Below are 22,278 nucleotides of genomic sequence, written 5' to 3'. Positions count from 1 at the left end.
CGGCAGGGGGAATGCACGCTCGCTTTGGCGGGTGGTGTGACGGTGATGGCCACGCCGGATGTGTTCACCGGCTTCTCGCGCCAGCGCGGCCTGGCTCCCGATGGGCGCTGCAAGCCCTTCGCCGCAGCCGCTGATGGTACGGGCTGGGGCGAGGGTGTGGGCCTGCTGTTGTTGGAGCGGTTGTCGGATGCGCGGCGCAACGGCCACCAGGTGCTGGCGGTGATCCGGGGTTCGGCGGTGAATCAGGATGGTGCGTCGAATGGTCTGACGGCGCCGAACGGTCCGTCGCAGCAGCGGGTGATCCGGCAGGCGCTGGCCGGTGCGGGTGTGTCGGCCGCCGAGGTGGACGCGGTCGAGGCACACGGTACGGGGACGACGCTGGGCGACCCGATCGAGGCGCAGGCACTGCTGGCCACGTACGGCCAGGAACGCACTGCCGATGAGCCGCTGTGGCTGGGGTCGGTGAAGTCGAATATCGGGCATACGCAGGCGGCGGCGGGTGTGGCGGGTGTCATCAAGATGGTGCAGGCCATGCGGCATGGCGTACTGCCCGCCTCGCTGCACATCGACGAGCCGACCCCGCACGTCGACTGGGCCAGCGGTGCCGTACGGCTGCTGACCGATTCCGTGGAGTGGCCGCAGGGTGAGCGTCCGCGCCGCGCCGGAGTTTCCTCCTTCGGCGCCTCCGGTACGAACGCCCACCTCATCCTGGAGCAGGCCCCGGACGCGCCGCCCGAGCCGGAACCGGCACCCGAACATGGTGGTGTCGTGCCCTGGGTGCTGTCGGCGTGCAGCGCAGAAGCGCTGCACGGGCAGGCCATGTCGCTGGTGGCGCGCCTGGCCGAGGGCGCAGAGCTGACGCCGGTGGACGTGGGCTGGTCGCTCGTCAGCACACGGTCGGTGTTCGAGCATCGTGCGGTGGTGGTGGGTGACGACCGCGTCGAGCTGGTGGCGGCGGTCGAGGCCTTGGCGGTAGGGGAGTCCCACCCGGATGTGGTGCACACGGGCGCTCCGGCACCGTCGGCCGCTGTGGGCCCGGTGCTGGTGTTCCCAGGCCAGGGGGCCCAGTGGGCCGGGATGGGGGCCGGGCTGCTCGACGCGTCTCCGGTGTTCGCGGCGCGGGTGGCGGAGTGTGAGCGGGCATTGTCGCCGTACGTCGACTGGTCGCTTACGGATGTGCTGCGCGGTTCCGGGGGCGATCTGGGCCGGGTGGATGTGGTGCAGCCGGTGTTGTGGGCGGTGATGGTGTCCCTGGCGGCGGTGTGGGCCGGGCATGGTGTGAAGCCTGCGGCGGTGGTCGGCCACAGTCAGGGCGAGATCGCGGCTGCGGTCGTCGCCGGGGCGCTGTCATTGGAGGACGGCGCGAAGGTGGTGGCCCTGCGCAGCCGGGCGTTGCGTCAGCTGGCGGGTGGCGGAGCGATGGCATCGCTGGGCGTAGGCCAGGAGGAGGCCGGACACCTGCTGGCCCGGCTCGGCGATCAGGCCGCCGGGGTGGGCGTGGCGGCGGTCAACGGGCCCTCCTCGACAGTGATTTCGGGTCCGCCGCAGCAGGTGGCCGCCGTGGTGGCCGCATGCCAGGAGAACGGCGACCGCGCGCGGCTCATCGACGTGGACTACGCCTCGCACGGCCCCCAGATCGACGAGATCCGCGACGAGCTGATGAGCGAACTGGATGGTATCCGCCCGAACGACACCCCCGGAACAGGCATCACGTTCTACTCCACGGTGACCGGCGGCCACGCCGATACGGCCCACTTGGACACCGCGTACTGGGTGACGAATCTGCGGGAGCGCGTACGGTTCGCCGACGCACTCGAAGCGGCACTGGCCGATGGTCATCGGGTGTTCATCGAAACCAGCACCCACCCCGTGCTGACCATCGGCATGCAGGAGACCTTCGAGTGCAGCGGCGTGGAGGCCGTCACGGTCCCCACGCTGCGCCGCGACCGCGGAGACCGGGCCCAGCTGCTCCGTGCGCTCGCCCAGGCGTTCATCGCAGGAGTCGACGTCGACTGGACGACCCTGTACCCCGCCTCGCCCACGCCCCGCGTCGTGGAGCTGCCCACGTACGCCTTCCAGCGGGAGCGGTATTGGCTGGCGGGCCACAGCGGTCGCGGAGGCGACCCCGCCGACCTCGGTCTGGTGTCCGCGCGGCACCCCGTGCTGGCCGCCGCCGTGGAGCTTGCCGATGGCAGCGGCCAGGTGCTGACGGGGCGGCTCTCAGCGCACCGGCAGACCTGGCTCGGTGACCACGTGGTGGCGGACGCGGTACTCGTGCCCGGCGCGGCCCTGGCGGAGTGGGCTCTGCGAGCGGCCGACGAAGTCGGCGCCGGTGGCGTGGAGGAACTGGCGCTCCAGGTCCCGCTGGTGCTGCCCTCGTCCGGTGGGGCGCGGCTTCAAGTGGTCGTCGGCGCGCCCGGGGACGACGGACGACGCGACGTGCGGGTGTACTCGCGGCCCGATGGCGATGCCGACCCCGGCGCCGCGTGGGTGTGCCACGCGGAGGGCGTACTGAGCGCGCCCGTCGACCGCGCCGACGACGCGGCGGTTCTGGGCGGCGTATGGCCCCCGGCGGGCGCGGAGCCGCTGGAGACCGAGGGATTCTACGCACGTGTCGCGGCCTCGGGATATGTGTACGGCCCGTCCTTCCAGGGACTGCGAGCGGTGTGGCGGGACGGCGCGGACGTCCTGGCCGAGGTGGCGCTGCCGGACGCCGCTGGCGAGCACGGTGGTTTCGGCATCCACCCGGCACTCCTCGACGCGGCCCTGCACCCGGCCCTGCTCATCGACCAGCTCGCCACCGGAACGGACCCCGAGACCGCCCCCGGCCAGGTGTGGCTGCCGTTCGCGTGGAACGGCGTGCGGCTCTGGGCGGCCGAGGCGACCACGGTCCGGGTCCGGCTCTCCCCTCACGAGCAGTGCGCGGACGGCGAACGCGCGCTGCGCGTGACCGTGGCCGATGCGGTCGGTGTGCCGGTGCTGACCGTGGATTCGGTGGCGATGCGCCCGGCGAACGTGGACCAGCTGCGGGCGGTGCACACCCGTCGTGCGGACAGCCTGTTCACCCTCGACTGGACAGCCCTGCCCCTCACCGTGGGCAGCGCGGAACCAGTGGGCGACGACAGCCCCTGGGCCGTCCTGGGCGCCGATTCCCCGCACCTCGCCGGACCGGGTGCGAACCGCCTCGTGGATCTCACCGCGTTGATCGAGGCGCTCGACCGCGGGGAACCGACCCCGCCGATGGTCTTCGCCGACGTACCGGCCACGGGCGTCGGCGACGAGCTGGCGGCCGAGGGACTGGCCATGACGGAACGGACACTGGCCCTGCTCCAGGGCTGGCTGGCCGAACCACGGCTGATCGACGCCCGGTTGGTGGTCGTCACCCACGGCGCGGTCACGGACGGTGGGAAAGTGGCTGCCGCCGCCGTGTGGGGCCTGGTACGCAGCGCCCAGTCGGAGAACCCCGGCCGGTTCCTCCTGCTCGACCTCGACCCCCACCACGACACGAACACCGACACCGTTCGGGCTGCCGTCGCGCACGCAGTGGAGAGTGACGAACCACAGCTCGCCATCCGCGCAGGGCGGGTCCTGGTGCCCCGCCTCGTCCGGGCCGGGGCGGGTGGCGCGGGGCTCGTGGGCCCGGTGGAGCAACCGGCCGCGTGGCGGCTGGACACCGTCGGCACGGCCACCCTGGACAACGTGGTGCCGGTGGCCTGCCCGGAGGTGCTGGAGCCGCTGGGAACGGGCCAGGTGCGCATCGCCGTCCGCGCGGCCGGTATCAACTTCCGGGACGTCGTGGTGAGCCTGGGCATGGTCCCGGGACAGACCGGGCTGGGTGGCGAAGGTGCCGGTGTGGTGGTGGACATCGGTCCCCGAGTGACCGAAGTCGCGGTGGGAGACGAGGTCATGGGCGTCTTCGACCAGTCCTTCGGCCCGCTGACGGTCACGGACGCACGGCTGGTGGCCCCTGTACCGGCAGGGTGGACCTTCCAGCAGGCCGCCGCCGTACCGGTGGCGTTCCTCACCGCCTGGTACGGGCTCACGGACCTCGCCGGGCTCCGGCCGGGTCAGTCGGTGCTGATCCATGCCGCGACGGGTGGCGTGGGGATGGCGGCGGTGCAGATCGCCCGCCATCTGGGCGTGGAGATCTACGCCACGGCCTCTCCGGCCAAGCACACCGTGCTGGAAGCCATGGGCATCGACCAGGCACACCGCGCCTCATCACGTGACCTGGACTTCGAGCAGGTGGTGCGGGAGGCCACCGGCGGCCGTGGCGTGGACGTCGTACTGAACAGCCTGGCCGGGCCCTTCGTGGACGCCTCGCTGCGGCTGCTGGCCGATGGTGGCCGGTTGCTGGAGATGGGGAAGACCGACATCCGTGATGCGGAGCAGATCGCAACGGAGTATCCCGGGGTGCGGTACGAGGCGTACGACCTGATCACGGGCGCCGGGACGGACCGTATCGGCCGGATGTTGCGTGAGCTGGGTGAGTTGTTCGCGTCGGGGTCTCTGGCGCCGCCTCCGGTACGGGCGTGGCCGTTGTGCCGGGCGCGGGAGGCGCTGCGGTATCTGAGCCAGGCGAAGCACACCGGGAAGCTGGTGCTGGATGTCCCGGCCCCGGTGGATCCGGAGGGCACGGTGCTCATCACCGGGGGCACCGGAACCCTGGGCGGTCAGGTGGCCGAACACCTCGTCCGCATCTGGGGAGTCCGCCATCTCCTCCTCGTCAGCCGCAGCGGCCCCGACGCGACCGGCGCCAAGGAACTGGCCATCCAGCTGAGCGAGTTGGGTGCCGAGGTACGGATCGCCGCAGCCGATGTGGCCGACCCCGGCACCGTCAACGATCTCGTCGCGGGTATCGACCCCGCGCATCCGCTGACCGGTGTCATCCATGCCGCAGGCGTGCTGGACGACGCCGTCGTCACCTCGCAATCGCCGGAGCGGCTGGCGCGGGTGTGGGGAGCCAAGGCCACCGCCGCGGCCAACCTGCACACCGCCACCGCACACCTTCCCCTGGCCATGTTCGTGATGTTCTCCTCGGCCGCCGGGGTCATGGGCAGCCCCGGGCAGGCCAACTACGCGGCGGCCAACGCCTTCTGCGACGCCCTCGCCACCCACCGCCAAGCCGCCGGTCTGCCCGGCGTATCGGTGGCGTGGGGACTGTGGGCCGAGGCCAGCGGGATGACCGGGCATCTGGCCGAGGCGGACCTGGCCCGGATGTCCCGGTCCGGAATCGCCGCGATGCCCAGCGACCAGGCGCTGCGCCTGCTGGACGCCGCCTGCTGGCACGGCGATCCCCAGCCGACCGCCGTCGACCTCGATGTGCGCGCCCTGTCCGCACAGCCCGCCGACGCGCTCCCGGCCCTGCTGCGCGCCCTCACCAGCGACGCCCGTGGGGCCGCCGCACGGCGAACGGCCGCCACCGGCGCGCCCGCCGCCGGACTGGTCGGTCGGCTCACCGCGCTGCCGCCGGACGAACAACACCGCGAACTGCTCAACCTGGTACGCACCCAGGCGGCCGCGGTGCTGGGGCACACCGATGCCGGTGCGGTGTCCAGCGACACCCCGTTCAAGGACCTGGGCTTCGACTCGCTGACCGCCGTCGAGCTGCGCAACCGGCTCGCCGCGGTCACCGGGCTGCGCCTGCCCGCCACGTTCATCTTCCGGCATCCGACGCCTGCGGCCATCGCCGACGACCTCCGCACACAACTGTGCCCCGTGGCCGCGGACACGTCCGGCCCCGTCTTCGGCGAACTGGACAAGCTGGAGGGGGCGATGGCCACGTTCGCCCCCGACGACGAGGCCCGGGGCAGGCTGACGAAGCGCCTGGAGGCCCTGCTGTGGCGGCTCGGCGACGGTGCGCCGGAGGCCGCCAACGCGGTCGGCCACACCGTGGACGACGAGGCCGTGGAAGCCGCGTCGGACGACGAACTGTTCGCGTTCATCGACCGGGAACTGCCTTCTTGACCACGAGTAGCGTGAGTGAGGACTGATGTCGGGTACGGAAGAAAAGCTCCGCCAATACCTGAAGCGGGTCACGGTGGATCTGGGGCAGGCCCGTCAGCGGGTACGGGACCTGGAGGAGCGGTCCCAGGAGCCGGTGGCCGTGGTGAGCATGGCCTGCCGCTATCCCGGCGGGGTGGGCTCGCCCGAGGAATTATGGGAGCTGGTGTCCTCGGGCGGAGACGGGATCGAGGAGTTCCCCACCGACCGTGGCTGGGATCTGGAGGGCCTGTACCACCCGGACCCCGACCACCCCGGTACCAGCTATGTGCGGCACGGTGGATTCCTGCGCGGGGCCGACCGCTTCGACGCCGAGTTCTTCGGCATCAGCCCGCGCGAGGCGCTGGCGATGGATCCGCAGCAGCGGCTGCTGCTGGAAGTGTCGTGGGAACTGCTGGAACGGGCGGGCATCGACCCTGCGTCGCTGAAGGGCAGCCCGACCGGTGTGTACGCCGGGGTGTCCAGCCAGGACTATCTGTCCCGGATGCCACGGATCCCCGAGGGCTTCGAGGGGTACGCCACCACCGGCAGCCTCACCAGCGTGGTGTCCGGCCGGGTGGCGTACACCTTCGGGCTGGAAGGGCCCGCGGTGACCGTGGACACCGCGTGTTCCTCGTCCCTGGTGGCGATGCACCTGGCCTGCCAGGCGCTGCGCCAGGGCGAATGCGAACTGGCGCTCGCGGGCGGGGTCACCGCGCTGACGACACCGACCGCGTTCGCCGAGTTCTCCCGGCAGCGCGGGCTGGCCCCGGACGGGCGCTGCAAGTCCTTCGCGGCGGCCGCCGATGGCACCGGCTTCTCCGAGGGCGTCGGGCTGGTACTGCTGGAGCGGCTGTCGGACGCACGCCGCCACGGCCACCGGGTGCTGGCGGTGATCCGGGGTTCGGCCGTCAACCAGGACGGCGCCAGCAACGGCCTGACCGCGCCCAACGACGTATCTCAGGAGCGGGTGATCCGGCAGGCGCTGGCCAGCGCGCGGCTCGCCGCCGACCAGGTGGACGCGGTGGAGGCGCACGGCACGGGTACGTCGCTCGGCGACCCGATCGAGGCGCACGCGCTGCTGGCCACGTACGGCCGGGACCGACCGGCCGACCGGCCCCTGTGGCTGGGCTCCCTCAAGTCGAACATCGGCCACGCCCAGGCGGCGGCGGGTGTGGCCGGTGTGATCAAGATGGTGATGGCGCTCCGGCGGGAAACGCTGCCGGTCACCCTGCACATCGACGAGCCGACGCCGCACGTGGACTGGGAGGGCGGCGGGGTACGGCTGCTGGCCGAACCGGTGGCGTGGCCGAGGGGCGAGCGTCCGCGCCGCGCGGGAGTGTCCTCCTTCGGCATCAGCGGCACCAACGCCCATCTGATCCTGGAGCAGGCGCCCGAGCCTCCCGAGCCTGCCGCGCAGGCCGCACCGGGCGCGACCACCGGCGTCACCGCGTGGGTGCTCTCCGGCCGCAGCCAGCGGGCCCTGCGGGGGCAGGCGGCGGCGCTGGCGGCACGGGTGGCGGAGGACACGCGGCTGCCCGTGGCCGATGTGGGCTGGTCGCTGGTCACCACACGGTCGCGGTTCGACCACCGGGCCGTGGTGCTCGGTGAGGACCGGGACGCGCTGGTGGCGGCCGTCGCGGCGCTCGCCGCCGGAGAAGCGCACCCGGGCGTGGTCCACCCCGGTGTCGCCACCGTGGCGGGCGAGTCCGGGCCGGTCCTGGTGTTTCCGGGGCAGGGTTCGCAGTGGGCGGGCATGGGGGCCGGGCTGCTCGACGCGTCGCCCGTGTTCGCGGCGCGGGTGGCGGAGTGTGAGCGGGCTCTGTCGCCGTACGTCGACTGGTCGCTCACGGATGTGCTGCGCGGTTCCGGGGGCGATCTGGGCCGGGTGGATGTGGTGCAGCCCGTGTTGTGGGCGGTGATGGTGTCCCTGGCGGCGGTGTGGGCCGGGCATGGCGTGAAGCCTGCGGCGGTGGTCGGCCACAGCCAGGGCGAGATCGCGGCGGCCGTGGTGGCCGGGGCGCTGTCCCTGGAGGACGGCGCGAAGGTGGTGGCGCTGCGCAGCCGGGCGTTGCGCCGACTGGCGGGCGGCGGAGCGATGGCATCGCTCGGCCTGGGCCAGGAACAGGCGGCCAAGCTGCTGTCCGGGCTCGGCGACCGGGCCGCCGAGGTCGGAGTGGCGGCCGTCAACGGCCCTTCGTCCACCGTCATTTCGGGCCCTCCGGAGCAGGTGGCCGCCGCCGTGGCCGTTTGCCAGGAGAATGGCGACCGCGCGCGGCTCATCGACGTGGACTACGCGTCGCACGGCCCACAGGTCGACGAGATCGCCGGTGAACTGACCGAGGTTCTGGCCGGGATCCGGCCCAGCGCGTCGAAGGTGGCGTTCTACTCCACGGTCATCGGCGGACGGATCGACACCGCCGCCCTCGACAGCGGCTACTGGGTGACGAATCTGCGGGAGCCCGTACGGTTCGCCGACGCCATCGAAGCGCTGCTGGCCGATGGCCACCGGGCGTTCATCGAGACCAGCACCCACCCCGTGCTGACCGTCGGCATGCAGGAGACGTTCGAGGACACGGGCATCGAGGCCGTCACCGTGCCCACCCTGCGCCGTGACCGCGGGGGCGGCGCGCAGTTGGTCCAGTCCCTCGCCCAGGCGTTCACCGCCGGGGCCGATGTCGACTGGACGACCCTCCACCCGACAGGACCGGCGGCCCCGCACACCGTCGACCTGCCCACGTACGCCTTCCAGCGGGAGCGGTACTGGCTGCCCGACTCGGTGCCGTCCGAAGCGGTGCCGAGGGCGGACGAGGACGAGGCCCGCTTCTGGGCCGCGGTCGACGGCGAGGATCTGCGGGCGCTCTCCGATGCGCTACGGCTCCCCGACGCCCCTGGTGCGCGGTCGTCGTGGGACACAGTGCTGCCGGTGCTCTCCGAGTGGCGGCGCGGTCGGCGTGAGCGGTCGGCCGTGGACTCCTGGCGCTATCGCGTCCAGTGGCAGCCCCTCACCGACCTCGCCGACGACGCTCCGGACGGCGCGGGGCGCACCTGGCTCGTCGTCCGCCCGGCCGACCGTGCGCACGACTGGGTGACCGCCTGCGTCCAGGCGCTCCGCGCGGGCGGCGGGCAGGTGAACGAGCTGACCGTCACCGAGGACACCGACCGGGCGCGGCTCGCAGAGCTGCTGCACACCCGGTACGCCGATGAGGCGCCACCGGCCGGTGTCCTGTCTCTGCTGGCACTCGACGAGTCCGTACCCCACCGGGCCGATGGCGTGGCCACCGGCCTGACCGGCACGCTCACTCTGCTGCAGGCCCTGGTGGACGCGGAGGTCACCGTGCCCCTGTGGTGCGCCACCCGTGGGGCGGTATCCGTGGACGACACCGACCCGGTGAGCGCCCCATCGCAGGCCCAGCTCTGGGGGATCGGCCGGGTCGCCGCACTCGAACACCCCACCATCTGGGGCGGGTTGATCGACCTCCCCGCGAGCCCCGAGGCCGTGGACTCCGACCGGTTGCGCCTCCTGCTCACCGGGGCTTCCGACGAGGACCAGGTGGCGCTGCGCACCTCGGGAGCGTACGGGCGACGGCTGGCCCCCGCGCCGTCCGGCGGCGATGTGCCACCGCGGACCTGGGCGCCGCAGGGCTCCGTGCTCATCACCGGCGACACTACCGGCCCGGCGGCCCATATGGCCCGGTGGGCGGCGGACAACGGGGCGAAGCGCGTGGTGCTCCTGGGGCGCCAGGACGGTGACGCGGCCGCCGCGCTGAAGGCCGAGCTGGACGCGTACGGTGCCGAGCTGACGATCGCGGACTGGGCGCCCGGCGATCGGGCTGGCCTCGCCCGTGTCGTCGACCAGCTGTCGTCGGAGGGCGTACGGATCGGGACCGTCGTGCACACCGCGGTCTCCGGCGCACTGGCGCCGCTGACGGAGCTGACCCCGGAGCGGCTGACCAAAGAGATCGGCGCCCAACTGGCCTCTTCGGACGCGGACATGGAGGAGTTGTGCGGCCTCGGGCCCGAGGACACCGTGATCTACTGCGCCACCGTCGCGACGGCATGGGGCAGCAAGGACCACGGTTCGTACGCCGCCGCCACCGCCCACCTCGACGCACTCGCCCAACGTCGGCGAGCCGAGGGCCGGGCCACGGTCTCGATCGCCTGGGGGCTGTGGGATCTCTCGGACAGTCACAGCGAGCGCTCCAGGCGTCAGGGGCTGTCGCCCCTGGATCCCCGCTGGGCGCTGAACGCCCTGCGGCAGGTGCTCGACCACGACGATCCGCAGATGACGATCGCCGATGTCACCTGGGAACGCTTCGCGCCCCTGTTCACCCTCGCCCGGCCGAGCAGGCTGTTCGACACGGTCCCGGCCGCCCGCCACGCGATCGAGGCCACCCGGGAGCCCACTGATAGCGAAAGCGGCCCGGAGGGCGCCGCGGCGCTGCGCGAGGAGCTGGCCGTGCTGAGCGAAGACGACCGGACCGGACGGCTGCTCGCCCTGGTACGCGGCCATGTGGCCGCCGTACTGCACTATCCGGCGGCGGAGGCGGTCGACCCGGGACGGCCGTTCAAGGAACTCGGCTTCGACTCGATCGCGGCGGTGGAACTCAGGAACCGGCTGCGCGCCGCCACCGGGCTGAGCCTGCCGACGACGGTGGTCTTCGACTATCCGACACCGGAGACCCTGGCGGGCTGTCTGCTGACCCAGCTGGCCCCGGAGGAGTTCCTCACCGCCCACCCCGGGCTCGGACATCTCGACGCGCTGGAGGTGGCGCTGGCCGGACTGGCGGCCGAAGACCCGCGGCGCACCGGACTGGTGAACCGTCTGCAGGGCCTGCTGTGGAAGTACACGGCCACCGCGCAGGAGGAGGAAGGGGCTTCAGGGGAGGATCTCGCCGCCGCCACCGCCGACGAAGTGTTCGCCCTCATCGACCGCGAACTGGGCACCTGAGCCGCCGCCCTCGCGAAGAACCCCCCGTACGGTGTGCCGTACGGGGGGTTCTTCGCGAGGCCGGGTCAGCGAAGGTCAGGGGCCTGCCGGACGGTACGGGCCAGGTCGAGCAGATCCTCCGCCACCCGCCGGGGGTGCTGGGCGTGCAGATCGTGCTCCGAGTCCAGGTATTCGCGCATGGTCGCCCCGCGCAGCGTGGCCGTGGTGGCCTCGATGCGTGAGCGGATGCGGTCCGCCCACTGCCGGTCCGCGCCCTTGGGGATGGCGGGCATCAGCAGGGTGGGCACCGAGATGGCGGAGTACCAGGGGCTCGGCGGCTCGTCCCAGATGCTGCGCAGCATCGACGTGTGCTGTTCCAGGGACATGCGCCGGGACAGCGAACCGTCCGGGTTCTCCCGCATGGTGGCCACGGCCGCTTCGATCGCCGCCGGCGACCAGTCGGGATGGATGGCCCGGAAGTAGTCACTCACGCTCCGCACCGTGGCGCCGTCCAGCGCGGGCGGCCGCAGCGCGCCGCAGAACGCCTCCCACGACGGGAAGGCCTTGGCGGGTTCGAGCCAGCCGCCGTCGACCAGGGCCAGCCCCGCCACCAGCTCGGGATGCTCGGCGGTCAGCCGGACCGACACGTTGCCACCGTACGAGTGCCCGGCCACCAGCACCTCGGACAGCCCGAGGGCGGCACAGGCCGCCACCAGGTCCGCCACGGCGGTCGGTGTGTCGTACCCCTTCTCCGGGGTGTCGGACTCGCCGTGGCCGCGCAGATCGGCCGCGTACACCGGGTGGCCCGCGGCGGCCAGTTGGTCGGCGACCTCGTCCCACATACGGGCGTTCGAGGCCATGCCGTGCACCAGGAGGAATGCGGGGGATGCGGTTCCAGGCCGGTGTCGGAAATGTAATTTCACATCGTCGGTTACGGGCACGGAAAGATCCATACGGAAATTCTAGCCGGGTCACCGTGGGTGGTTCGAGAACTGCGGCGGTGCAAGTGTCCGTGCATTAGCGGCACTTAAGGATTCTTTCGCGTATGCCGAGACGCCGGGCGGGAGGGGATGGCCCCCTCCCGCCCGGCGTCGGCGTATCGCGGCGCACGCTATGCCGTGGCGCCATCCCCGCTGTTGACCGCCGTGTACGCCTCGGCGAGATAGTGGCCGAGCCGGGCGGGGGTGGGGTATTCGAGAATGGCGACGAGGGGGATTTCCACGTCGGTCAGCGTCATCAGATTGCGGGTGAGTTCGAGTGCGGTCAGTGAGGTGAGCCCGTTTTCGAGGAAATTGCTGTCGTCCTCGATGGGGGTGGGGGAGAGGATGTCGGCGAGTTGTGTCCGTACGGTCTCCCGCAGGATGGTCTCGCGCTCTTCGGCCGTGGCGATGGCCAGCGCCTGGTGCAGGGCCGTGCCGTCGAGATGGGTCTCGCTCTGTTCCGTGGGCATCGCGGGTCCGTTCGGTTGAGGGTCGGAGGAATCGCCGGAGGCGCTGCCATTGACCGCGGTGAAGGTGTTCATCGTTTCTCCCGCCTGATGGGTGCTTGCTCGATGTCCGCGATGACGACGGACACCGCGTCCTCCGCGACCGCCTGCCGCAGCAGGGCGGCCGCCGATCGCGGGGACAGTGCGGACGTTCCGGTGTGCCGTGGCAGCTCGACGGAGCCCCAGCACACCGAGGTCGCCGGGACGCCCCGCGCGCGGCACTCCTGCGCGAGCGCCTGCAGATAGGCGTGGGCCGGAGCCTGGTTGCCCAGCCCCGGGCCGGGCAGCACGCCCACGGCCGAGGAACTGAGCACGAAAGCCGACAGGTCGCTCTTCAGGCTGAGAGCGCACAAGTTCCGCGCCCCCGCCACCACCGTCGGCCACGTGTCCTCGATCCGTGCCACGTCCAGCGGCCCGGTCTCCTGGTCCGGTGGCACCGCGAGATGCAGCACCGAGGTCAGCGGCGCGTCGGCCGGAAGACCGGCCACGGCGGCGGCGAGCGCGTCCTGATCGGCCGGGTCGACGGTGGCGACGGACACCTGTGTGCCCGAAGCGGTCAGTTCGGCGAGCAGGTCGTCGCCCGGGGGTGTGGTGTCGAGGAGGAGCAGTCGGTCCGCGCCCGCCCCGGCCACCCACCGGGCGGTGTGCGCGCCCAGGGCGGTGGCCGCACCCGTGATGAGCACCGTGCCGCGCGCCGTCCAGGGCCCCGCAGTGGCTGGCCCGGGTACGTCGCGCACCAGGCGTGGCGTAAAGCAGCAGTCGGCGCGTACGGCCACCTCGCCCTCGCCGTGGAGGCCCGCCAGAGCACCCGCCAGCCGCCGTCCCGCCCGCGCGTCGAACCGGTCCGGCAGATCGACCGACCCGCCCCAGCACCGTGGGTGTTCCACCGCGAGGGCGCGGCCCAGACCCCAGAGCTGGGCCTGCTCCGGACGGGTCACCGGGTCCCCGCGATCGACACCGACCGCACCGCGCGTGGCCACCCACACCGGGGCCTCGATCCCGGCCCGCTCCACCGCCTCGACCAGCGAGATGGTGGAGGCGATCGCCGGGCTTCGGCCGTCGTCGGCCGGAGGCCGCGTCTCGTCCAGGGCCGACAGCGAGAGCACACCCGCGACGAACCGCCCGGCGGCGGCCTCGGATATCCGTGCGGTGAGGGCGTCGTAGGCCGATGGGCACTGAGTACCGAGTACGACGACATCGGCGCCGTGCTCGCGCAGGGCATCGGTGACGGCGTCGGCGTATGGACCACCCGCCGACGCGACCAGCCAGGTGCCGGACAGCCCCGGCGCCACCACTTCGGCCATGGCCTGCCAGGCGATCCGGTGCCGCCACTGCCGCTGCCGCCGCCAGGCGGCCAGCGCGGGCAGGATCTCCGCCAGCAGGCCGTGCCGCTCCGCCGGAACGCCGAGAGTACGGGTGAGGGCCGCCACGTCCGTGTGCTCCACCGCGTCCCAGAACCCGGTGTCCACCCAGGTCTCGGTCACGGGTGCGGCACCGGCCTTGGGTTCGTTCTCCAGCCAGAACCGCTGCCGCTGGAAGGCGTACGTGGGCAGCGGGACGGTACGCGGGGGTGTGCTGCCGCCGCCGAGGAGGGCGGCCCAGCCGACCGTGGCGCCGGTGGTGTGCAGCCGCGCCAGCGCGTACATCAGCTCGCGCACCTCGTCGTCGCCGCCGAGCGGCGCCAGCACCAGCGGCGCCACCCCCTCCGGCAGGCCACCCCCGGGCCCCAGCTCCCAGACCACACCGGGCTCGCCCGGGTTCAGGGACTCGGGACGTGGCTCGGCCGGGTCGCGGTCGCGCTCGCGGTCGTACCAGTAGCCGGGCGTGCTGATCCGCTCGTCTACGGGCAGCCCGGTGCGGCCGTCGAGGACCGGGACCGCCGGGCGGCGGGGGGACACCGCGCCGATGGCCCGGGGGAGCGCGCCGGGACCGGCCGCGACGAGGCGGCAGGCGTCCGAGAGGTCGAGGACACCGGCCACCTGCGCGGCGGCGATCTCACCGACGGACACACCGGCCACCGCGTCGGGCCGAACCCCGGCCGCGTCCAGCAGCCGGGCCAGCGCGATGTAGAGCGCGAACAGCCCGGCCTCCGAGTCCGGTGGCGGACGTTCCCCCGCCATCCCCAGCAGCGCGCACACCTCGTCGAAGGCGGCGGCGAACACCGGGAACCGGTCGTACAGTTCGCGGCCCGCCGCCGGGCACCGACCGCCCTCGCCGTCGAAGACGAACACCGTCCTGCCCGACGAGGCCGCAGCCCCGCCGGTACGCACCACACCCGGCCCGACCACGGCCGGATGCGGCTCACCGGCCGCCAGCGCCTCCAGCCCGGCCCGTAGCCCGTCCGGCTCCTCGCCGACCACGACGGCCCGGTGGTCGAACACCGACCGTGTCGTGGCCAGCGACCACCCCACATCGCGGGGTGAAACACCCGGGTCCGCTGCCACCTGGGCGGCCAGAGCCCGCGCCTGGCCCCGTAACGCCGCCGGACCACGCGCGGACAGCACCCACGGCACCACTCCGGCAGGCGGAACATCACCACCGGCGGAAACGACCGGTGGCGGCTGCTCCAGGATCAGATGGGCATTGGTGCCGCTCGCGCTGAAGGAGGACACCCCGGCGCGCCGTGGACCCTCGTCGCGCACCGGCCACGGCGTCCGCTCGGTGAGCAGCCGCACCGCGCCCCTGCGCCAGTCCACCAGCCGGGTGGGCCGGTCGATGTGCAGGGAGCGCGGCAGCACCCCGTGCCGCATGGCCAGCACCATCTTGACGACACCGGCCAGCCCGGCGGCGGACTGGGTGTGCCCGATGTTCGACTTCACCGACCCCAGCAGCAGGGGCCGGTCGGCGGGCCGCTGCTGACCGTAGGTGGCCAGCAGCGCCTGCACCTCGATGGAGTCGCCGAACGCGGTACCGGTGCCATGCGCCTCCACCGCGTCCACATCGGCCGCCGACAGCCCGGCGTTCGCCAGCGCGTCCCGGATCAGCTGCTGCTGGGCCGGGCCGTTCGGCGCGGCCATCCCCGTACTGGCACCGTCCTGGTTGATCGCCGAACCGCGCAGCACCGCCAGCACCTGGTGGCCGTGGCGCCGCGCGTCGGACAGCCGCTCCAGCAGCACCAGACCGGCGCCCTCCCCGTACACCATGCCGTCGGCCGCGTCCGCGAAGGACTTGCACCGCGCGTCGGTGGCCAACTGACTCTGCCCGGAGGGCACCTGGAACACGCTCGGGGTGTACATGAGGGCGGCGCCACCGGCCAGCGCCAGGTCACATTCCCGCTGGCGCAGGGAGTGCGCGGCCAGATGCATCGCCACCAGCGACGACGAACACGCCGTGTCCAGTGTGACGGCCGCGCCCCGCAGCCCCAGGGTGAACGCGATCCGGCCCGACGCCACGCTTCCGGCGCTGCCGTTGCCCACATGGCTCAGCAGATCCTCCGGGATCTCGCTCAGCCGCGCCGCGTAGTCGTGGTACATCACCCCCGTGTACACGCCCGTGGAACTGCCGCGCAGGGTCTGCGGATCGATGCCCGCGCTCTCCGTGGCCTCCCAGGCCAGCTCCAGCAGCATCCGCTGCTGCGGTTCGATGGCCGCGGCCTCACGGGGACCGATGTCGAAGAACTCCGCGTCGAACGCGGCCGCGTCATAGATGAAGCCACCCGCGCGGACGTACGAGGCGCCACGGCGGCCCGGACCGGCATGGTGGAGCCGCTCCAGATCCCACCCGCGGTCGGTGGGCAGACCGGAAACGGCGTCCCGTTCGCCGTCCACCAGATCCCACAGCTGCTCCGGTGTGCGGACGCCACCGGGGAAGCGGCAGGCCATGCCGACGACCGCGACCGGGTCCTCCCGCTCCGACCGCAGTTCCCGCAGCTGCCGCCGGGCCTCGTGCAGCTCGGCGGTGGTCCACTTGAGGTAGTCGACGAGCTTTTCCTCGTTCGTCATGACGGTCGCCCGGCCACCGTGCTGCGCGGATTCAGATCCACCAGGGCGAGTTCGTCGGGGCGCAGCGGCGGCGCGGTGAGTTCGGGCAGCGGCCGGTCCTGATGCATCAGCGACAGGAAGCGGCTGGACGCCAGCTCCGACTGCGGGGCGGTCAGGCTGATCACATCGGTCACCACGTCGCACACCGCGGAGGCGCGGATCGCCCGGTCGGAGATCAGGTCGGAGAAGCGCTGCCGCGCCACCGCGCCACCGGTCAGCCGTGGATCCGTCACATCCGTACGGCAGTTGACGTACTCCACATCCTTGGACGCGGCCATGATCCACGGGTCGTCCACCACGGCGCTGACGGCCTGCTGCACCCGCCGGGTCCGCGCCGGGTCGTATCCGGACCGTCCCAGCTCCGCGTCGAGCGCGGCGGCGCTGCGGGCGGCGGCGCTCATCCCATGGCCGTAGATCGGGTTGAACGCGGCCAGCGCGTCCCCCAGGACGAGCAGCCCCTCCGGCCACGTGTCCAGCCGCTCCGGATACAGTCGGCGGTTGGCGCCTACCCGGGAGACCGCCACCGAAGTCAGCGGCTCGGCCAGGGCGATGAGGTCGGCGACGAGCGGATGGCGCAGCGTCTGGGCGTACGGCAGGAAGTCGTCGTCGTGGGTGGGCAGCCCGGCGCCACGGGTGCAGGACAGGGTCACCATCCAGGTGCCGTCCTCCTGCGGGTAGACCACGCCGAAGCGGCCGGGCTCGCGCACCCGGTGGTCGGCGGCCACGTTGACGGCCGGGAACCCGGCGGTGGCCCCCGGCGGCGCCCGGAACACCCGGGTGGCGTACGCGATGCCCGCGTCGACGATGTCCTCCTCGACCGGGGGAAGTTCCAGCGCCGACAGCCAGTGCCGGAGCCGCGAGCCGCGCCCCGAGGCGTCGACCACCAGATCCGCTTCCAGGGTTTCCAGGGCCCCGGTGTCCATGTCCCGCACCCGCACCCCGGCGACCCGCTTGCCGTCGCCCGCGAGGTCGAGGATCTCGGCACGTGACCGTACGGAAATCCGCCCGCCCGCCAGGATCTGGTCGCGGACGATCCAGTCCAGGAACGGCCGGGTGCACATGATGGCGTACTGGCGTGGCGGGAAGCGATGCTGCCAGCCGTGCGAGGTCAGCGTCACCAGGTCCTCGTGGAATCCGATCCGGCGGGCACCCGCGCCCAGCAGCCGGTCGATGGTGCCCGGCAGCAGTTCGTCGACGATACGGGCGCCACTCGACCACAGCACATGGACGTGGCGCGCCTGGGGCGAGCCCTTGCGGTGGCGGGGGCCGTCGGGCAGCACATCGCGCTCCACGACGGTGACGCTCTCCAGATGGCGGGCGAGCACGTGCGCGGCCAACATCCCCGCCCAGCCGCCGCCCAGGACAATTCCGCGCTTCGGTTCGGTCATGGTTCTGCTTTCGTCCCTTCACCGCTTACATCGGACTGGGGCTACATCGGACTGGGGCTGCCCTTGGCCTGGACCATCCGAGCGAGGTTCTGGGTGACGGCCATGAAGTGTGCGACGCCGGTGAGTTCGGGGCCATCACCCACTTTGGTGTCCGTGATGCCCCAGAACGCCTGGGCGTGATGGACCAGACCGTCATCACCGAGTTCAATGACGCCGATGATGCTGAAGGTCAGTTTCGTGGGCGCGTAGACCGTGACCGTGGTCGGCACCGCCGCCCACCGGCCGTCCATCGAGGTGACCGGGCGGCCCGGCGTCTCGTGCACCCGGCATTCGATGGACCACGCGATGTGTTCGCGCAGCGCTTCCTTCCCGATCAGCGGCGGAGCGCCGACCGGGTCCTCGAAGACGATGTCATCCGAGAACAGGGCGAGTACGTCCTCCACGTCACCGGCGTTCATGCGCCGGGCGTACTCCACCGCCATCTTCTTGAGGGTCGCCTCATCGGCCATGAACGCCTCCTGTGCCGTGGTGGTTGTCATTCCGGGATGCCAATGTCGGACCTCCCCCAGAACTTCCGCAGCTCCTGGATGAGGCCTCCGGCCCCCGCGCGCACCATCAGCACGTAATCCCAGGTGATACGCGCGTCCTCGGGGGCGTCGGGCGCCGTCAGCCAGCCCCGGTCGGCGAACCCGGGCCCCTTCGGGAGGTAGCCCATGGTGGCGGTGACGGGCACCAGCACCCGCGCACCGTCCTGCCCCGCGACCGGCTCCCCGGGGACCTCGGCGATACCCGCCGCAGCCAGCTCCTCGAAGTGCGCCCGCAGCGCGTCCCGTCCGCTCTGCTGGCCCGAGCCGACCGGGTCCTCGAAGGTGACGTCGTCCGCGTACAACTCCAGAAGGCCGTCCACGTCCGCGGCGTTCAGCCGACGGCTGTGCTCGAGGATGAGCTTCTTCCTGCTTCGTTCGTCAATCAACGTGTGCTCCCATGTGCTCTCCGTCGCTGTCCCCGCGGCCAAGGTCCCGGTCGATGAACCGGAAGATCTCGTCGGTGCTGGCGTCCTGGATGCGGCCGGTCACCGCCACGCCGTTCTCCGCCACGCCGTCCTGCGCCGCGCCGCCCTCCGCCGGGGCCGGGCCGCCGTGCGGGGCGTCGTGCAGGGCGCCGTGCAGGGCGTCCAGCTTCGACAGCGTGCTCCGCAGGCGCTCGCGGAGCGCGTCCCAGGCGGCCTCGTCCCGGCCGACGCTGAGCAGCGTGCCCTCCAGCCGCTCCAGCTCGCCCAGCACCGGGGTGACCGGGTCCACGTCCCCGGGCGCCAGCTCGGTGTGCAGATGTGCGGCGAGGGCGGCCGGGTTGGGCTGGTCGAAGATGAGGGTGGTGGCCAGCCGCAGCCCCGTGACGGCCGTCAGCCTGTTGCGCAGCTCGATCGCCGTCAGCGAGTCGAACCCCAGGTCCAGGAAGCCCCGTCCGGCCGGGATCCGGCCGGTGTCGGAGTGGCCGAGCGCCGCCGCCGCGTGCGTGAGCACCAGATCGAGCAGCACCCGGTGCTGCTCGTCCCGGGCAAGCGCCGCGAGGTGTCCGGCCCAGTCGGCGTGCGCCCGGCCGGTGGCTGCGGTGCGCCGGACCGGACCGCCACCGGTGAGCGCCCGCAGCGGGGCGGGCAGGGTGAGCGCGGGCTGCCCAGCCAGCGCCCGTACGTCCAGATCGATGGCGACGAGATGCGGCGCCCCGTGCCGGACGGCGGCGTCCAGCAGCCCCAGCGCCCGTTCACCGGACAGGGCCCCGATACCCGAGCGGGCCATCCGGGCCCGGTCCGCCTCGTCCAGGTGTCCGGTCATGCCACTGGCGTCTGCCCACAGGCCCCAGGCCACCGACACTCCCGGCAGACCGAGGGCGCGGCGGTGGGCGGCCAGGGCATCGCAGAACGCGTTCGACGCGGCGTAGTTGGACTGCCCCGACGAACCCAGGACGGCCGCCGTCGAGGAGAACGTCACGAACAGGGCGAGCGGCAGATCCGCCGTCGCCGTGTGCAGCTGTGCCGCGGCCGTGGCCTTCGGCTCCCACACCCGGGCCAGCCGCTCCGGAGTCTGCGAGGTGAGGACGGCGTCGTCCAGTACACCGGCTGCGTGGACGACACCGGTCAGCGGGTGCGCCGGATCGACCCCGGAGACCAGGCCCGCCACCTCCGCCGGGTCGGTGACATTGGCGGCTACGGTCTGGACTTGGGCGCCCAACTCGCCCAGTCGCTCGACCAGTTCAGGCGCACCGGGGGCGCGCGGGCCGCGGCGGCTGACGAGCAGCAGATGCTTGACACCCCAGGCGCGCACCAGGTGTTCGGCGACCAGGCCGCCCAGCGTGCCCGTACCGCCGGTGATCAGCACGGTGCCATCCGGGTCGAGGACATCGCCGCCCTCCAGGGCGTCCGCAAGGGACGCGCCGCCGACACCCGCGCGCCCCAGCCGGGGCACCAGGACACGCCCCGACCGCACCGCCACCTGCGGTTCGTGCAGATCCACCGCCCGGACGACCGCCTCCGCGGCGATGCCGCTATCGGTACCGGGAACGAGGTCGAAGTCGAGGTCGAGCAGGAGGAACCGTTCGGGGTTCTCCGACTGGGCGCTGCGGACCAGCCCCCACGCCCCGGCCCCGACCGGATCCACCGTGTTCTCAGCGGCATCGGGCAGGGCCACCGCGCCGCGTGTGACGACCACCAGCCGGGCATCGCCCAGCGCGGCCCGACCCAGCCACCCCTGCACCGTCCCCAGCAGCTCATCCGCAGCCCGCAGACCGTCGCGGGCATCGGTGACATCCGGTCCGGACGCGTGACAGGGCGTCAGGACGATCGAGGGAGCGGGCGCACCCGCGTCGATCGCCGCGATCAGCGCCTCCAGATCCGGGTAGCGCACGACAACCGGGCCCGGACCGCCCTCCGCCACCGAGGCCGCCAGGCCCAGCGGATCCTCGCCCAGCACCACCCATCCGCCATCACCCACCACCGCCCCCGCCGAGGGTGCGGTGGCAGGCACCGGCAGCGGCGTCCAGCCCAGCGTGAACAGCCCGTCCACCCCGCGCCCGGCCGAGGCCTCCCGCAACCCGTCGGCCCCGGCCGGGCGGGTGACCAGCGAATCCACCGTCAGCACCGGTGCACCCACCGCGTCGGCCACCGTCATCCGCAGCGCCTGCCGTGCCTCGTCGTGAGCCAGCCGGACCCGCACACTGGTCGCCCCGGAGGCCCACAGGGACACGCCGTTCCACGCGAACGGCAACCGCACCCGGTCGTCGTCCTCCTGCCCCTCCGGGCGCTCCATGAGCAGCGACGGATGCAGCGCCGCGTCCAGCAGCGCCGGGTGGATCCCGAATCCGCTAGTGTCCCCGGCGGCCTCGGGCAGGACCACCTCGGCGAGGACGTCCGAGCCGTGCCGCCACGCGGCGGTCAGCCCCTGGAACGCCGGTCCGTACCCGTAACCGGCCGCCCTCACCTGCTCGTAGAACCCGTCGATGTCCAGCGGTTCCGCGCCTGCCGGAGGCCATACGCCACCCAGCCCTGCCGCTTGGTCGGGGGCGGTGGCGGGCGGGGCCAGCACACCCGTCGCGTGGCACACCCACTCCGCGAGACCACCCGCGTCCTCGGGGCAGGTGTACGCGGCCACCTCACGCCGCCCGTCCTCCGCCGCGGCGCCCACCACCACCTGTACGCGCAACCCGCCGGACGCGGGCAGCACCAGCGGCCGCTGCAGCGCCAGTTCCTCCAGGCCGCCGCAGCCCACCTCGTCGGCCGCCCGCAGCGCCCACTCCACCAGCACCGCACCCGGGGCCAGTACCGCGCCCGCCACCACATGCTCACCGACCCACGGGTGGCTCCGCGCCGACAGCCGCCCGGTCAGCAGACGCGTGGTGCCGTCGGCCACTTCCACGGCCGCGCCCAGCAGCGGATGGCCCGCGGCCACCAGCCCGAGACCGGCCGGATCTCCACCGGGCCCGGACTCGCCGTCGAGCCAGTAGCGCTCGCGCTGAAAGGCGTACGTCGGCAGCTCGACGACGCGTGGAGCCGGGTCGGCCGGGAACCAGCGGGACCAGTCCACCTCGACCCCTGCCGTGAAGGCCTGGGCCACCGACCGCGCCAGCTGCGCCGTCCCGCCGTGGTCGCGGCGCAGGGTGGGCACCGTGATGGCCCCGACGCCCGCTTCCTCGAAGGTCTCCTGCAGGCCGACGGTGAGGACGGGGTGGGTGCTGGCCTCGATGAACACGCGGTGGCCGTCGTCCAGCAGGGCCCGTACGGCATCGGCGAACCGGACCCGCTCGCGCAGGTTCGTCACCCAGTACGCGGTGTCCAAAGCGCTCGTCTCGATGCGGCCGCCTGTGACCGCCGAGTAGAACGCCACCCCGGACCGCACCGGCTTGATGCCCGCCAGGACGTCGTTCAGCTCGTCGGTGATCTCGTCCACTTGGGGGCCGTGTGAGGCGTAGTCCACGTCGATCAGCCGGGCCCGGCTGCCTGTCTCCTGGCATGTCGCC

At 72.9% G+C, this 22,278-nt stretch carries 9 protein-coding genes; 2 read left to right on the top strand and 7 right to left on the bottom strand.

All coding sequences use genetic code 11. The features are described from left to right. Positions 1–5,967, top strand: a 5,967-nt coding sequence (locus ACFV9T_RS40990) for a type I polyketide synthase (protein WP_385448534.1), incomplete at its 5' end; no start/stop codon positions are given. A 25-nt stretch (positions 5,968–5,992) separates the two neighbouring features. Continuing rightward, on the top strand, positions 5,993–10,933 hold the full coding sequence (locus tag ACFV9T_RS40985) for a type I polyketide synthase (RefSeq protein ID WP_385448532.1): 4,941 nt from the start codon (positions 5,993–5,995) through the stop codon (positions 10,931–10,933). A gap of 65 nt (positions 10,934–10,998) precedes the next feature. Here the strand turns inward: ACFV9T_RS40985 and ACFV9T_RS40980 are convergent, their stop codons facing one another. From ACFV9T_RS40980 to ACFV9T_RS40950, 7 genes are all read right to left on the bottom strand, one after another. After that, the gene (locus tag ACFV9T_RS40980; protein WP_385448529.1) at positions 10,999–11,865 is read right to left on the bottom strand and encodes an alpha/beta fold hydrolase; all 867 of its coding nucleotides are present in this window, start codon (positions 11,863–11,865) and stop codon (positions 10,999–11,001) included. Between the two features lie 158 nt (positions 11,866–12,023). Continuing rightward, positions 12,024–12,434 carry an acyl carrier protein gene (locus ACFV9T_RS40975; protein WP_385448527.1) on the bottom strand — a complete coding sequence of 137 codons (411 nt, stop codon included), beginning with the start codon at positions 12,432–12,434 and terminating at the stop codon, positions 12,024–12,026. Next, positions 12,431–16,339 carry a type I polyketide synthase gene (locus ACFV9T_RS40970; protein ID WP_385448524.1) on the bottom strand — a complete coding sequence of 1,303 codons (3,909 nt, stop codon included), beginning with the start codon at positions 16,337–16,339 and terminating at the stop codon, positions 12,431–12,433. Before ACFV9T_RS40970 ends, ACFV9T_RS40975 begins: the two co-directional genes overlap by 4 nt. Next, entirely contained in the window at positions 16,336–17,766 is a 1,431-nt protein-coding gene (locus tag ACFV9T_RS40965; protein WP_385448521.1) for an NAD(P)/FAD-dependent oxidoreductase, read from the bottom strand. Before ACFV9T_RS40965 ends, ACFV9T_RS40970 begins: the two co-directional genes overlap by 4 nt. A gap of 41 nt (positions 17,767–17,807) precedes the next feature. Beyond that, positions 17,808–18,305, bottom strand: coding sequence for a nuclear transport factor 2 family protein (locus ACFV9T_RS40960; protein WP_385448519.1), 498 nt, complete (start codon positions 18,303–18,305; stop codon positions 17,808–17,810). Continuing rightward, entirely contained in the window at positions 18,302–18,739 is a 438-nt protein-coding gene (locus ACFV9T_RS40955) for a nuclear transport factor 2 family protein (RefSeq protein WP_385448516.1), read from the bottom strand. Before ACFV9T_RS40955 ends, ACFV9T_RS40960 begins: the two co-directional genes overlap by 4 nt. Further along, positions 18,732–22,278: SDR family NAD(P)-dependent oxidoreductase (locus ACFV9T_RS40950; RefSeq protein ID WP_385448513.1), on the bottom strand; the 3,547-nt coding region annotated here is incomplete at its 5' end. The genes ACFV9T_RS40955 and ACFV9T_RS40950, both read right to left, overlap by 8 nt.

The sequence above is a fragment of the Streptomyces sp. NPDC059850 genome (assembly GCF_042731515.1).
Classification (GTDB): domain Bacteria; phylum Actinomycetota; class Actinomycetes; order Streptomycetales; family Streptomycetaceae; genus Streptomyces.
Note: the sequence above shows the minus strand (reverse complement) of the source record. Positions and strands in the feature narration are given on the sequence as shown.

Excerpts from the sequence above, each read along its gene's own strand:
- ACFV9T_RS40985 (WP_385448532.1), top strand. The coding sequence starts at position 5,993 with ATGTCGGGTACGGAAGAAAAGCTCCGCCAATACCTGAAGCGGGTCACG.
- ACFV9T_RS40980 (WP_385448529.1), bottom strand. The coding sequence starts at position 11,865 with ATGGATCTTTCCGTGCCCGTAACCGACGATGTGAAATTACATTTCCGA.
- ACFV9T_RS40975 (WP_385448527.1), bottom strand. The coding sequence starts at position 12,434 with ATGAACACCTTCACCGCGGTCAATGGCAGCGCCTCCGGCGATTCCTCC.
- ACFV9T_RS40970 (WP_385448524.1), bottom strand. The coding sequence starts at position 16,339 with ATGACGAACGAGGAAAAGCTCGTCGACTACCTCAAGTGGACCACCGCC.
- ACFV9T_RS40965 (WP_385448521.1), bottom strand. The coding sequence starts at position 17,766 with ATGACCGAACCGAAGCGCGGAATTGTCCTGGGCGGCGGCTGGGCGGGG.
- ACFV9T_RS40960 (WP_385448519.1), bottom strand. The coding sequence starts at position 18,305 with ATGACAACCACCACGGCACAGGAGGCGTTCATGGCCGATGAGGCGACC.